13 protein-coding genes are annotated in these 13583 nt (G+C 66.9%); 3 read left to right on the plus strand and 10 right to left on the minus strand.

The features are described from left to right. Nucleotides 1–108: 108 nt before the first annotated feature. Together EV651_RS13810 and EV651_RS13815 are read left to right on the plus strand one after the other, a co-directional pair. Complete coding sequence (locus tag EV651_RS13810; RefSeq protein WP_133785546.1) at nt 109–1419, plus strand: zinc-dependent metalloprotease; 1311 nt, start codon at nt 109–111, stop codon at nt 1417–1419. A gap of 274 nt (nt 1420–1693) precedes the next feature. After that, entirely contained in the window at nt 1694–2236 is a 543-nt protein-coding gene (locus EV651_RS13815) for an NUDIX hydrolase (RefSeq protein WP_133785547.1), read from the plus strand. Nucleotides 2237–2675: 439 nt separating this feature from the next. Here EV651_RS13815 and EV651_RS13820 read toward each other — a convergent pair whose 3' ends face one another. After that, the gene (locus EV651_RS13820; protein ID WP_202870324.1) at nt 2676–3299 is read right to left on the minus strand and encodes a DUF2064 domain-containing protein; all 624 of its coding nucleotides are present in this window, start codon (nt 3297–3299) and stop codon (nt 2676–2678) included. Then, nucleotides 3296–3700, minus strand: coding sequence for a helix-turn-helix domain-containing protein (locus tag EV651_RS13825; RefSeq protein ID WP_133785548.1), 405 nt, complete (start codon nt 3698–3700; stop codon nt 3296–3298). Before EV651_RS13825 ends, EV651_RS13820 begins: the two co-directional genes overlap by 4 nt. Before the next feature lie 103 nt (nt 3701–3803). On the opposite strand from EV651_RS13825, the gene EV651_RS13830 reads away from it, so the two are divergent. Beyond that, on the plus strand, nt 3804–4769 hold the full coding sequence (locus EV651_RS13830; protein ID WP_133785549.1) for an NADP-dependent oxidoreductase: 966 nt from the start codon (nt 3804–3806) through the stop codon (nt 4767–4769). Here EV651_RS13830 and EV651_RS13835 read toward each other — a convergent pair. From EV651_RS13835 to EV651_RS13870, 8 genes are all read right to left on the minus strand, one after another. Then, entirely contained in the window at nt 4766–5431 is a 666-nt protein-coding gene (locus EV651_RS13835) for a response regulator transcription factor (RefSeq protein WP_133785550.1), read from the minus strand. The two genes, EV651_RS13830 and EV651_RS13835, sit on opposite strands and share 4 nt — an antisense overlap. A 159-nt stretch (nt 5432–5590) precedes the next feature. Further along, a complete protein-coding gene (locus EV651_RS13840) occupies nt 5591–6373 on the minus strand; it encodes an A24 family peptidase (RefSeq protein WP_133785551.1) in 783 nt (260 codons plus the stop codon). Further along, the gene (locus EV651_RS13845; protein ID WP_133785552.1) at nt 6355–8541 is read right to left on the minus strand and encodes a hypothetical protein; all 2187 of its coding nucleotides are present in this window, start codon (nt 8539–8541) and stop codon (nt 6355–6357) included. The genes EV651_RS13840 and EV651_RS13845 overlap by 19 nt, the downstream gene beginning before the upstream one ends. Continuing rightward, nucleotides 8538–9137: a type II secretion system protein gene (locus EV651_RS13850; protein WP_166658601.1), complete on the minus strand. Its 600-nt coding sequence runs from the start codon at nt 9135–9137 to the stop codon at nt 8538–8540. Before EV651_RS13850 ends, EV651_RS13845 begins: the two co-directional genes overlap by 4 nt. A gap of 11 nt (nt 9138–9148) precedes the next feature. Further along, complete coding sequence (locus tag EV651_RS13855; protein WP_133785554.1) at nt 9149–9577, minus strand: prepilin-type N-terminal cleavage/methylation domain-containing protein; 429 nt, start codon at nt 9575–9577, stop codon at nt 9149–9151. Then, nucleotides 9574–10779, minus strand: a complete 1206-nt coding sequence (locus EV651_RS13860) for a type II secretion system F family protein (protein ID WP_133785555.1) — start codon at nt 10777–10779, stop codon at nt 9574–9576. The genes EV651_RS13855 and EV651_RS13860 overlap by 4 nt, the downstream gene beginning before the upstream one ends. A 3-nt stretch (nt 10780–10782) precedes the next feature. Continuing rightward, nucleotides 10783–12417, minus strand: a complete 1635-nt coding sequence (locus EV651_RS13865) for a GspE/PulE family protein (protein ID WP_133785556.1) — start codon at nt 12415–12417, stop codon at nt 10783–10785. Next, a complete protein-coding gene (locus tag EV651_RS13870) occupies nt 12414–13508 on the minus strand; it encodes a type IV pilus twitching motility protein PilT (protein ID WP_133785557.1) in 1095 nt (364 codons plus the stop codon). Before EV651_RS13870 ends, EV651_RS13865 begins: the two co-directional genes overlap by 4 nt. Nucleotides 13509–13583 lie beyond the last annotated feature (75 nt).

Genomic DNA, 13583 nt, shown 5'->3' on the forward strand with positions numbered 1-13583 from the left:
CTCTGCCTGCGGCGAACAGGGACGGTTGTCCGTTCACCCGGCGAGGAACTGATGGACGGAACCAGTACGTTGGAGTTGTACGCCCCACCCGCACAGGAAGGCCCTCCAATGAGCGACGAACCGGACAACCCGGACAACCCGTTCAAGGGAACGCCGTTCGAGGCCATGTTCCAGCAGTTCTCCGGTGCGGCCGGCGCGGGCGGCGCCCCGGACCTGAACGCGATCTTCGCCCAGGTCCAGCAGATGCTGAGCGGGTCCACCGACGGCAAGCCGGTGAACTGGGACCTGGCCAAGGACATCGCCCGCAAGACCGTCTCCACCGCCGGCGACCGGTCGATGACGTCCACCGACAGCGATCGGGTCGCGGACGCGGTCCGCCTCGCCGAGCACTGGCTGGACGACGCGACCACCCTTCCCGAGGTGTCCGCGACCTCCGCGGCCTGGAGCCGCGCCGAGTGGGTCGAGAACACGCTCCCGGTCTGGCAGACGATCGTCGATCCGGTCGCGGAGCACGTCGCGGGCGCGATGGGCAACGCGCTGCCCGCCGAGGCGCAGCAGTTCGCCGGCCCGATGGCGGGGATGCTGCGGCAGCTGGGCGGTTCGGTCTTCGGAGCGCAGGTCGGACAGGGTCTCGGCGAGCTCGCCGGTGAGGTCGTCAGCTCGTCCGACATCGGGCTTCCGCTGGGTCCGACCGGCCAGGCGATCCTGCTGCCGGACAACGTGGCGAAGTTCGCCGACGGCCTCGGGCTGACCGACGAGGACGTCCGGCTGTACCTGGCGCTGCGTGAAGTCGCGCACCAGCGGCTGTACGCCGGGGTGCCGTGGCTGCGCCAGCATCTGCTGGCGGCGGTCGCCGACTACGCGGCCGGGATCGAGGTCGACACCGGAAAGATCGAGCGGGCGATGGCCGACATCGACCCGCAGAACCCCGAAGCCATGCAGGAAGCGCTCGCCGGCGGCTTGTTCGAGCCTGAGGACTCGGCGCAGCAGAAGGCGGCGCTCGTCCGGCTCGAGACCACGCTGGCCCTGGTCGAGGGCTGGGTCGATGACGTCGTACGGGAGGCGACGAAGGATCGGATGCCCGCTGCGGTGCAGCTTGCCGAGACGGTGCGGCGTCGTCGTGCTGCCGGTGGTCCCGCCGAGCAGACGTTCGCGACCCTTGTCGGTCTCCAACTGCGGCCGCGCCGCCTGCGTGACGCCGCGAACCTGTGGGCCGCCGTCCGCGACGCCCGCGGTGTCGACGGCCGGGACAACCTGTGGTCCCACCCGGACCTGATCCCGAGCACCAGCGACCTGGACGACCCGATCGGCTTCGCGCAGCACGCCGGCGAACTCTCGGACATCGACATCAGCGACTTCCTCAACGAAGAGACATCCGAGAAGCCCGAGGACGACGACGGCGACAACCCCACCAAGTAAGGGCAACAACACCCCACGGAGCAGCCGGCGACACCCCAACCCAATAGCCGTCGCCGAACCTCGCCTCAGTGTGGTCGTCCCACCCCCACTGAGTGTGGTCTTCCCACCCCCGGCCTCGGTGGGGTTGTCCTGCCCCCGCCTGAGTGTGGTCGCCCCACCCCCGCCTGAGTGCGGTCGCCCCACCCCCGCCTCGGTGCGGTCGCTCACCCCCGCCTCGGTGCGGTCGTCCCACCCCGCCTGAGAGTGTTTGGGTCGGGATGGGGAGACTTGCGGGGTGCTTCATGGGGATGCGGTTGAGGTGTTGGAGCGGTGGCATGCACCGGATGCGGAGCAGGAGGAGCTGCGGGCGCACTACCTGCGGCACCTGGCGACGCATCCCGACGGGATGTGGCGGAGCTGCCGACCGGAGCATGTGACGGCGAGCGCCCTGGTCGTCGACAGCACGGGTCAGAACACCTTGTTGACCCTGCACAAGACAGTCGGCCGATGGCTCCAACTCGGCGGCCACTGTGAGCCCGGCGACACCACGCTGAGCGGCGCTGCCCTACGCGAAGCGACTGAGGAGTCCGGGCTCCCGGGTCTGACGGTCAATCGTGAACCGCTCCAGCTCTCCCGCCACCTCCTGCAGGCCGGCGGCTGCGCGGGCGCGTATCACCTCGACGTGCAGTTCCTGGTCACCGCGACAACGACGGAGTACGTCGTCAGCGACGAGTCGGACGACCTGGCGTGGTTCCCGTTGAACGCCCTTCCGGCTGACACCGACACCAGCGTCCAGAGCCTCTCAACCCGAGCCAACCACCAGATCCCGCAGCCCTGACCGCCCGAGGAACACAGGCGTGTGGGCCGACTCAAGTCAGCCGGCCCACCTCCCCACAGCAGGGCACTCCCCCTCAGCCCCGCAACAACCACCTGCACATCCCCGTCGTACTGTCCCCCGTGCTGTGATCACCTGCTGGTAAAGCGGTTCCAGGCACCCCCGTGCCTTTCCCCTGGTCGTACTGCGATCCCCCGTTGGCACAGCGTTCCCCGTGATACAGCGTCCCCGGGGTGGTGCCGATGTGTGCAGTCCCCCGACTGCGGCACGCCGTTGTGGTGCGATCGCCGTTGTATGGCAGGCCCGAGCCGCATCCCCCCGGTGCGGTCGGGTCGTCGTCGGGTACCGCCCCTGAACGGCATCGGCGATCAGTTCGGGCTTCCCCGTACTGCCCGTGTTCCCCGTTGCATGGTGAACGAGCGGGTGAGCAGAAGGTGACGGCTCAGGAGTGACGAAGTATGGATCGTGTGGCGTCCCAGCCTTCGAGGCCGGGATCCAGTCGCGCTAGGTCAGCATTCGATCGCAGACGGTGCCAGCCGGGCCCGATCGCCACGGCGTGACGGCGGGGTTTGCGGGCCTCGAGGAGTTCGAGTGGGGTGTCGAACGTCGGGGCGAGTTCGACGAGCCAGTCGGCGACGGGGAGCCCCACCCCGATGGCCGCCAGCGAGCCGTCCTCGGCGGGCGTGACGGCGATGTCGGCATTGCTCAAGGCACGGAACAGCTTGCCGATGAGCAGCCCGGGAAGATCCGGTACGTCGTGCGACACCGCGACCACTGCTGCGGCGGGGCCGGCGAGTTCCACTGCATGCACGACGGGCCGATCGGGATCGACGGCGTACGTCGGCGTGCCGGGCCAGGTCAGTGCGCGCACCTCGGCCACAGCGTTCTCGTTGCCGGCGACTGCGACCGCGACATCGACCCGGTCGAGCGCGGCGATCACTTCGTACGTGTCCTCGGCCATCGCCAACCGCCACGCCTCGGAGTCCCTGCCCGGCGGAGCCCAGGTCCCAGCGTCCGGCACGACAACCACCACCACCCGACGGTCTGCCCCGTCCGAAGTGGTCATGCTGGGGTGCTCGCGTCGTAGGTGCTGCGGGCGGCGGCTACTTCGGGCATGTGGGCTTCGGCCCACGACTTGATGGCGGAGATGAGTGGCATCAGGGTGCGGCCCAGTGGTGTGAGGTCGTAGTCGACGCGGACGGGGACGGATGGCGTGACCGATCGGGTCAGGAGGCCGTCGCGTTCCAGGGATCGGAGGGTCTGGGTCAGCATCTTCTGGCTGACACCGGCGATGCGGCGCGACAGGTCCGAGTAGCGCTGCGGGCCGTCCGCGAGGGCGGTCAGTACGAGCGTCACCCACTTGTCGCTGATGCGGTCGAGAAGTTGCCGCGCAGGACAGGTCGCCAGGAACGCGTCGTACTCGCGCGCCGCTTCTTCGCGGAGCTGTGCTGCGGTGCGGGTCGGCATGGCTCTCCTCGACGTACGGAACGCACTCCGAAGTGCGTACTTCCCAGGAGAGAGTAGCTCTCCGAGAGTGGTGCAGTCCCAGACACCACGAGGAGAGAACGATATGCGCGCACTGGTAGCCCGCCGCCTGGACGGGCCGGAAGCGATCGAACTGATCGAGACCGCCGCACCCGAACCCGCCGCAGGCCAGATCCGGATCAAGGTCGCAGCCGCCGCGATCAACCCCGTGGATCTGGCGGTCACTACCGGGGCGCTGGTCGAGTTCGGCCTGACTGCTGCGAGGCAGCAGTTCGGCCTCGGCTGGGACGTCGCCGGCACTGTGGACGCCGTCGGACCGACCCAGAACGGTGGCCGCGGCGAAACCACGCGCGGAGGCCGACTTCACATCGGGGACGCGGCGGTCGGAGTTGCCGACCTGCTCGGGCGCGATCTCAAGACTCATGCGGAGTACGTGGTGCTGGACGCGGACACCGTAGTGCCGGCGCCCCACAGACTCTCATTGGTCGAGTCTGCGACCTTCGGCCTCAACGGTCTGACAGCGCTGCAGGCGATCAAGGCGCTCGAGCCTGAGCCAGGTCAGACGCTGTTGGTCACCGGCGCCGCAGGAGGAGTGGGCGGGTACGCAGTAGAAATCGCGAAGTACCTCGGCCTGACCGTCATCGCCGCCGCCAGCGCGCACGACGAGGAACTGGTGCGGCTGATGGGCGCGGAACACTTCGTCGACCGGTCGCAGGACCTAGCTACAGCCGTACGGCGGATCGCACCGGCCGGCGTCGACGCCCTGGTGGACGCAGCGGTGGTCGGTGTCGGCGCACAGGAGGCTGTACGCAACGGCGGCCGCCATGTGCATGTACAAGGAGGACCATGCCCACCACACCTTCGAGGGATCAGCGTGGAGCAAATCCTCGTGCAAGCGAACCGCAGTGATTTGGAGGAACTGGTGCGACTCGTCGACGCAGGAGCGCTCTCCACTCGCGTCGCGGACGTTCACCCGCTCACCGAGGCCGCAGCCGCCTACAAGCGCGTGGCTGCGGGCGGTGTGCGCGGCCGACTCGTCCTGGTGCCCTAGGCGGTAGCACTCAACTCGGACTTGATCAGACCGAGGCGCAGCCCGGCCATGATCGCGTTGGCCCGGTTCGTCGCTCCGAGCTTGTCGTAGAGGCGTGACACGTACGTCTTGGCCGTCGACAGGCTGACAAACATCGAGGCCGCGATAGTCGGCACCGAGTGCCCGCAGGCCAGCAACGACAGGACTTCCTGCTCTCGCGGGCTGAGGGCGAGAGTGGCGGCCGGGTGCAAGGCAACCTGCCCGCGTCGGGCGAGAGCCGATGCAAGACCGGTCGCGGTAAAGGACGCGGACGCCACCGCAGCGTGCCGGATCGCCCCGAGCAACTCGGCGTTCGGGGCGGTCTTGGCCACGAACGCCGACACCCCGGTCTCCAAGGCCCGGAACAGAATGTCGTCCTCGTCGTGGCAGGTGAGTACGACGATCCCCAAGGCTGGATGCCTGTCGCGCAGTTCCCGGGCGAGCCGGAGGCCGTCGGCATCCGGCAGCACGACGTCGAGCACGACCACATCAGGGACCGCGGCCGCGATCTGGGCTGGCGCGTCGGCGGCGAGGCCGCATTCACCGACGATCTTGATGTCGGTGTCCGCACTGACCAGCCGGATCAGTCCGTACCTGGTCAGTGTGTGGCCGTCGACGACGACGACCGTGATCGGCTTGCCCATGATTTCTGCCCCCGTTGAGTCCCCCAGCACAGCGTGACGAGCGTCACCTGCTGTAACTATCATCGGGCCCGCTCACGGATCGTTACGCATTTTGAAACAGGTGCTTTTAATCTAAACAACCTAAACGTTCCGTAACCAAGTTGCGGAGGCCGGGCACCCTCAGACGAGGAGCGCTTCGTACCACGCGGACAGCGGGCCCGCGGCGAAGACGGCGAGCAGGACGCCGGCGATCATGAACGGCCCGAACGGAAGCGCAGTCTTCCGGCCACCGCGCCCAATCCCCATCGCCACAAGGCCGACGGCCGCACCGAGCACGAAGGCCGCGAAGGCACCGACCAGCAACGCCTGCCACGAAAGGTACGCCAGTACGCCGCCGACGAGGCCGGACAGCTTGACGTCACCCCAGCCCATCCCGGCCGGGTACGCCACCACCAGGAGCAGGTAGAACCCGAACAGCACCGCACCGCCGATCACAGCGCGTATCAGCGCCCGCCAATCGTGATCCCACGCGGCGGCCCCGACGAGCAGCGCCAGCAGAATCGGGTACGACGGCGCCACGATCACGTTCGGCAACCGCCGTACGTCGAGATCGATCAACACAAGCGCCACACCGACACCGGCGAACCACAGGTACGCCGGTAGCGCCGCAGTACCGCCGAACCGCAACGCCACCGCGGCGAACAACAGCCCCGTAACAAGCTCGACGAGCGGATAGCGCACGCTGATCGGCAGCCGACAGTCCGCGCACCGCCCGCGCAGCAACACCCACCCGACCACGGGCACGTTGTGCCTGGCCCGCACAAGACTCCCACACCGCGGACAATGCGACGGCGGACTGACGATCGACTCCCCCCGCGGCACCCGATACACCACCACATTCAGGAACGACCCGACAACGAGCCCCAGCAGCCCGGCCAGGACAGCTAGCGTGTTCGAGACCAACTCTGGATCACCACCTTCCTGCTGACAGGTTCGGGCGTGCCACTCGGGTCGTAGAGGAACACTCTCGACCGCACGAGCAAAGTGCCTGTCGACGAGCTGCAGCTCGGCTTGCCGGGACAGACGTAGGTGCTGAGATACACGATCGTCCCGCCCGGTCCGTAGCCGAGTGAATTGTCCGGCAACTCGATCACGGGCCCCGAATAGGACAGCGCGCCGGTCTCCTTGATGTACAGAGCCCGGGAGACCAATCCGAACCGCAGCACCTGCTGAGTGACATTGCTCAAGGTGATGTCGACGACTGCGGCAGGCGTGTACGTCGTGCCCTGCAGATACAACTTGTCCGCGTAGTTGGTGGTGGTCGAGAACACCGCGCACGGCCCGCCACCGCCGGTGTAGGCCAGGGTCAGACAGTTGCCCGGAACCGAGGTCTCGGTTTCACCCCGGAACGCCGGCGGCACGTAGACCAGGTCGAGCGCGATCGTGTCGATGTCCTCGATGTCTCCGGTCGTCAGGAGCCCCGTCGTCAGCGCGATCTTGGCACCGCTGAATGTTCCCTTGTAGATCTGGTCGGCCAGTGAGCCGTCTCCGCTCGTGTCCACCTGAATGGGCGTCTCCTTGAAGGTGCTCGGGCCGACCACGCCTGTTGCGCTCGCCGCCGCCAGAGGGCTCCCGCCGGTCGGAGTGACAGTCACGGACAAGGCATCCGTCGATCCGAGCGCGTGCCGGTGCGTGACCCGAACGGTGGCCGACTTCAGCATCGATCCAGCCGGGATCGGGGTCGCCGGCGCGAACCCTTCGACGGTCATGCTTCCGCTGTCATTGTTCTTCTTGCTCTTCCAGGTGGCGAAATCGCCACCTGCGGCGCCGAGGGCAGCCACCGTCGCACTGGCGCCGTAATCACCCGGCGTCGTGACCTTGGTCAGACTGAGTCCAGTCTGGGACGCGTCGGTCGCCGTACCTGATTTCAGGCCGAACAGGGCGATCGGTGGCCGGTGGTCGTGCCAGGTGCCGCAAATCTCGACGTCACCGGCCGCGATTGTGAGCCTGCTGTCGCCGCCGAAGATGAACTGCACGCCGGGGTAACGCGTGTCGTCGTTCTCGGCCGGGCTCTGACATGCCCCCGGCGTCAGAGCGGGTACCTGCGGCTTGGGGGTCGGGGTGCAGCGGGTCGTGTTCGGGTTCACTCGGTTGACACAAGGTGACCCCGCGACCAGTTGACTGCCGGCGTCCTTGATGGTCCACACGTCGCCGCTCTGCTTGGACAGCAACGGGTTCGCGTTGTTCTTGAAGTCGAAGTAATAGGTGCCCGGCTGGAACCACCAGACGCTTCCACGGCACGATCCGGTCCCGTCCATCAACTGCGACAGCGCGTTGGCGTCGTCGTAGTACCCCGCGGTGAACGTCACGATCTTTCCCGGGCAGGTGCTCGGAACCTTCTGCAGGGTCAAGGCTTTTGCCACCGCATTGGGGTCGGGGTCGAAGGCCAGTTCGGTCTGATAGTTGGGATCGCCAACGGTACTCGAAGCGCACAGCGGCGCCGGGTTGCTGATGATCGTCCCGCTGCAGCCCGAGTGCGCCCGTACGCTGACATTGCTCTGGAGGGTGCCGCTGACGACATTGATGTTCGAATCCGAGACGATCTGACCGCGAACGTTGAACGGAACCGGCTCGTTCTTGGTGTTCTTCGCCAGCGCCTTGATGTTGATGCCGTCCTCGCCGGCTACCTGTCCCAGGGTCAGGATGGCGTTGCCTGGCTTGTTGTCCTCGTGGATCGGCACCAGTCCCCCCGCGGCCCCGCTGTTTGGATCCGGCGCACAGCTGACAGCCGCTGAAGATTGGCTTTGGACCTTGCCCGCAGGTGGGTAGAAGTTCGGCAGCGGCAGTTCGGCACCGGGATTTCCGCCGACGCCGTTGCCGAAGCAGTAGGGGTACGTGGTACTGGTTACGTCGTTGTTGAACTTGCCGTTGCGAAGGTTGCCGATGGCGGCCTTCGTCGCACCATCCGCGTTGTACTGATCTGCGGCCTGCTCGTCCAGACCGATCGTCGTACGGACGCTCGTGTCGGACAAGGACAGGAGCCCGGCCAGGCCCAAGGCGAGGATCGAGATGATGACAAGCACAAGCACCAGTGCTGCGCCGGTCTCATCGCGATGCCTGCGGCGGATCATGTCTGCCTCCGTTGTCCCGAGAGGGTGAAGGTGTAGTCGTCGGCCTGAGCTGTGGCGACCGTCAAGGTCAGCTCGAGAGTCTGTGGGGCGTTGTCGGAACAAGACGGTTTGCACTTCAGCGCACCGACCGTCTTGACGTGATGCGCTACCACGGTGTTCGAGGACGGCGTCGTCGATCCGCGCTCGCACTTGGCCCTTCGAAGATCGGTCCCGTCGACGAAGTACGAAACCACATCGGTCGCGGCGGAGCCGCCCTGCCAGTTGTCCGACAGGATCTTCACGATCGACGACGGGCCGCAGGCAGGACCTCCTGATCCCACGTAGAAGGAGCGGTTGAACGCGACCCCGCCACCGACGGGTTCCGTGACGTAGTCCCTGACGCCCAAGGTCGCGGCATCGGCGGCGAAGTATGCCCCTGCGATCTGTGCATCGTGGGACAGTTCGAGCCGGGCGCTCGTCCCTTGTGCGTTGTGCAGGATCCCGATCACCGCGTTCGACAGCGGAACAGTGATCACACCGAGGATCACAACTGCGACCAGCAACTCCACGATCGTGAAACCGGCATCGGATCGTGGCCGGCGACGTGTCCTTGACATCAGCACTCCCCTCACGGTTTCCGCACGATCGTCACAAGGCGTTCGGTCACGCGCTTGTTGTCGGTGACCTTGAGCGCGATCCGCTGGAGGCCGGTGTCGCCCAGGCCGCACGACTGCCATGCGCTACCGCTCCAGCACGTCATGGCATCCACTGTCGCGATGAGCCCGCTCCCTGGCGGAACCTCGAAAGCAACCTTGTCCGGCGCGTAGTCGTCCGCCGCGCTGCCGTAGGTGCCTCCGGCAACCGAGGTCTGCACAGCCTCCGCGTAGTCACGAACGTAGGTCCCCGCAGTAGCCTGCTTGCGGTGGATATCGGACATCAGAATCGATGTGGTCAGACCGGCCATGATCGCCACCACGGCGATGCCCATGATGGCTACAGCGATCAAGACTTCGAGAAGCGTCTCGCCGGTCTCATCCGATGATGGTGGCCTGGTCATGTCTGGACCTGGCGGAAGATGCCGTACATGGCGGAGACGAGGGCGACGGCGACGAAGCCGACGATGACGCCCATGACGACGATGACGAGCGGCTCGAAGAGGCCGATCAGCTTCTTGAGCTTGTAGTCGAGCTCGCCCTCGTAGTACTCGGCGGTGACTTCCAGCTGGATGTCCAGGGTTCCGGTGTCTTCGCCGACCCGCATCATCTGGGCCGCAGTTCTGGGGAACAGCTTGGTCGCGGCAAGCGGACGAGCCAGCCCCTCGCCCTCCAGCAGTGCCTCGCCCACCTCACCGAGAGAGCGCCGAAACACAAGGTTCGGAAGCGAACCGGTCGCCACGCGAAGAGCCTCCGGTAATTGCACGCCGGCGCCCACCATCGACGCGAGGATCCGGCAGAACCGTTCGACCAGCGCGAACTGGATCGTGTTGCCGAGCACCGGCAGCGCGAGGAACAGCTTGTCCCGCACGTAGCGGCCGCCGTGAGTCTGGATGATGCCGAGGATCAGAAGCGCAAGGACAGCGACGCCGCCGCCGACCGCCCACCACCAGGCTGTGAAGAAGTCGGTGACGGCGAGCAACATCCGGGTCGGCAGCGGGAGGGTGGCGTGCAGGCTGGCGAAGAAGTCCTTGAACCGCGGCAGCACGAAGGCCGACAGCACGACCACAGTGACCAAGGACATCAGCGCGACGATCGTCGGATAGATCATCGCCTGCTTGACCTTGCGCCGCGCCTCCAGGTCGCGCTCGAGGTACTTCGCCAGTTGCTGGAGCACCGACTCGAGCTGGCCGCTGAGTTCGGCCGAGCGGAGAATGCCGCGGTAGTACTCGGGGAAGATCTTCGGGTGCCGGTCGAAGCAGTCCGACAGCTTCTCGCCGCCGCGCAGTCCGTGCTCGACCTCGGTCATCATCCGCCGGACCGAGGCGTTGTCGGCCTCTTCGCCCAGTGAGTGTACGGCGTCGATCAGCGGCAGACCGGCCTTGATGAAGGCACCCAGCTGCCGGGACAGGTGCATGACTTCTTCGCGCTTCACCCGGCGCGGCGTGATCTCCAACTGCAGGATCCCACGCTTCTCGGTGACCCGGATGTCCCGGAGCTCGCGCTCGTACAGCGCCAGCTCGGCCTCCTCCTGGGTCTCCGCCTTCGTCGTACCTTTCGCGACCTGCCCGTCGGGCGCGATCGCGACGAACGCGTACCTGGTCATCGGTCAGCTCCCGACCATGTAGATGGAACGCATGACCTCGCCGAGAGTGGTGACGCCGGATTCGACCAGCCGCACACCTTCCTCCGTGAGGGTCCGCATGCCCTCGTAGCGAGCGGTCTTGCGGATCTCGTCGTGCGATGCGCGGTCCACGATCAGTTCGCGGATCGCGTCGGACACCGCCATCAGCTCGTAGACGCCGGTCCGCTCGAGGAAGCCGGTGTGTGTGCAGAAGTTGCAGCCGGCGCCACGGATGAAGCCGTCCACCGGCGATGCACCACCCACGCTGGCCAGGAACGCGAGCTCCTCGGCCTTCGGCTGGTAGTACTCGCGGCAGTTCGCGCAGACCCGCCGTACCAGACGCTGAGAGACCACGGCGGTGACCGAGGACGCGATCAAGAAGGTCTCGATCCCCATGTCCAACAGGCGATGCAGCGCGGTCGCGGCATCGGTTGCGTGCAACGACGAGAGCACGAAGTGACCGGTCAGAGCCGACTGTACGGCGATCCGCGCGGTCTCCACGTCGCGGACCTCGCCGACCAGGATCACGTCGGGGTCCTGCCGTAGGATCGATCGCAGACCGCCGGCGAACGTGATGCCGGCCGCCTCGTTGATCTGGATCTGGTTGATCGAGTCGAAGGTGTACTCGACCGGGTCCTCGATCGTCATGATGTTGCGCTCAGGGCTGTTGATCTCACCCAGCGATCCGTAGAGCGTCGTGGTCTTGCCGCTGCCGGTCGGTCCGGCGCAGATGACCATGCCGTACGGCGCCCTGAGCAGGTTGGAGTACGTCGCGGCCATGTGGTCCGGCATCCCGAGCTGCGCCAGCTGGTACAGCGGACGGCTCTTGTCGAGCAACCGCAGTACCACCTTCTCGCCGCCGATCACCGACGTGGTGGAAACCCGGATGTCTACGGGCCGTCCCTCGACGTCCATGCTGATCTGGCCGTCCTGCGGGCGCCGGCGCTCGACGATGTTGAGGTCGGCGAGGATCTTGATCCGGCTGACCACCGCCGGGCCGATCGACCCTGGCAGCTCGAGTACGTCGTGCAGCGCGCCGTCGATGCGGTAGCGGACGCGGACCCGTTCGCCGTGCGGCTCGATGTGTACGTCGGACGCCCGGTCACGCAACGCCTGGGTGATCACCAGCTGGACGACCTGCACGACAGGCGCGTCGTCGCTGGCACCGGGAGCATCGTCACGGAAATCCTTGCGGACCGCGTCGCGGGCCTCGAAGACCTTCACCCGATCGTCGATTCCGGTCAGGGCGCGGTACGCCGTACCGATCGCATGAAGGACATCGGTCGGTGCCGCGAGCTTGACGATCACCCGCCGGCCGAGTGCGGATTGCAGATCCTCGACCACCGAGGGGTCGGCCACTGCGACCGTGACGACGTCGTCACGGACCTCGAGCGGTACGGCGACCAGACTGCGTGCGGTGTGTTCGTCGATCAGGGCTGCGGCAGTCGGGTCAGGGCTGGCTGTGCGCAGGTCGACCAGTTCCAGGTTGTGCTGCTCGGCGAGGTGACGAGCCTTGGTCCGCTCGATGTGCAGGTCTTGTTCGGTGGCGGCCGGGAGTACCTCGGGTCGCGCGTTCGGCGCGGCGTGCCGGGGTTCGGGGGCGGCTTTGCGGAGCTTCATGCCGGCACCCCCGCCCGGAGGCGCGGCCGCGCCTCGACGTCCTTCGGGTAGAGGCTGCGAGCGACGGCGTCGTCGTACGTGACCATGCCGTTCTGCACCAGGGTGGACAGCGACTGTTCGAGGGTGAGCATGCCGTCGCGCTGCCCGGTGACGACCGAGTTGCGCAGCTGGTGCGTCTTGCCTTCCTTGATCAGGTTGCGTACGGCGGCGTCGGCGACCATCACCTCGTACGCCGCGATCAGGCCACCGCCGATCCGCGGAATCAGCCGTTGGTACACGACTCCGGTCAGTGCGGCGGCGAGCTGTACTCGCACCTGGGACTGCTGTTCGGCCGGGAACACGTCGATCATGCGGGCGATCGACTGCGCCGTGTCGTTGGTGTGCAGGGTGGCGAAGACCAGGTGACCGGTCTCGGCGATGGTCAGCGCGAACCGGATCGACTCCAGGTCCCGCATCTCACCGACCAGCAGTACGTCGGGGTCCTCGCGGAGCGCCGAGCGCAGTGCGTCCGGGAAGCTGGCGGTGTCGCTGCCGACCTCGCGCTGGTTGACCGCGGAGAGCTTGTGGTCGTGGACGTACTCGATCGGGTCTTCGACAGTGATGATGTGGCAGGCGCGGTCGGTGTTGATCTGCCCGATCATCGCGGCCAGGGTCGTCGACTTGCCGGAGCCCGTCGGGCCGGTCACCAGGACCAGGCCCTGGTGCTTGCGGGCGAAGTCGTACAGGACGGGCGGCAGGCCGAGTTCGTCCATGGTCGGGATCTGGCGCGGGATCATCCGGAGCGCGACCGCCGTGTCACCGCGCTGGGTGAACGCGTTGCCGCGGATCCGGGCCTCGTCGCGCCAGGAGAACGAGAAGTCGTGTTCGTGCTTGGTGTTCCATTCCGCGCTTTGCTCGGCGGTCAGGATCTCGTCGAGAAGGGTGTCGGTGTCGTCGCGGGTCAGTGCGTCCAGGCCGTTGACGGAGTACAGGCGTCCGTGGACGCGCAGCTGCGGTGGCATGCCCGCGGTCAGCAGGAGGTCGGTGCCGCCGGCGTTCCAGAGCTCTTCGAGCAGCAGGTCGACCCGGCTGCCACGAGCAAGACTGATCATGGTGCTTCTCCAGGTAGTTGGTGTACAGCGTGGAACCGGCGGGGAAGGGCCCTTGGGGAAACCCCTCCCCACCGG

Source organism: Kribbella sp. VKM Ac-2571 (genome assembly GCF_004362255.1).
In the GTDB taxonomy this organism is placed as follows: domain Bacteria; phylum Actinomycetota; class Actinomycetes; order Propionibacteriales; family Kribbellaceae; genus Kribbella; species Kribbella pratensis.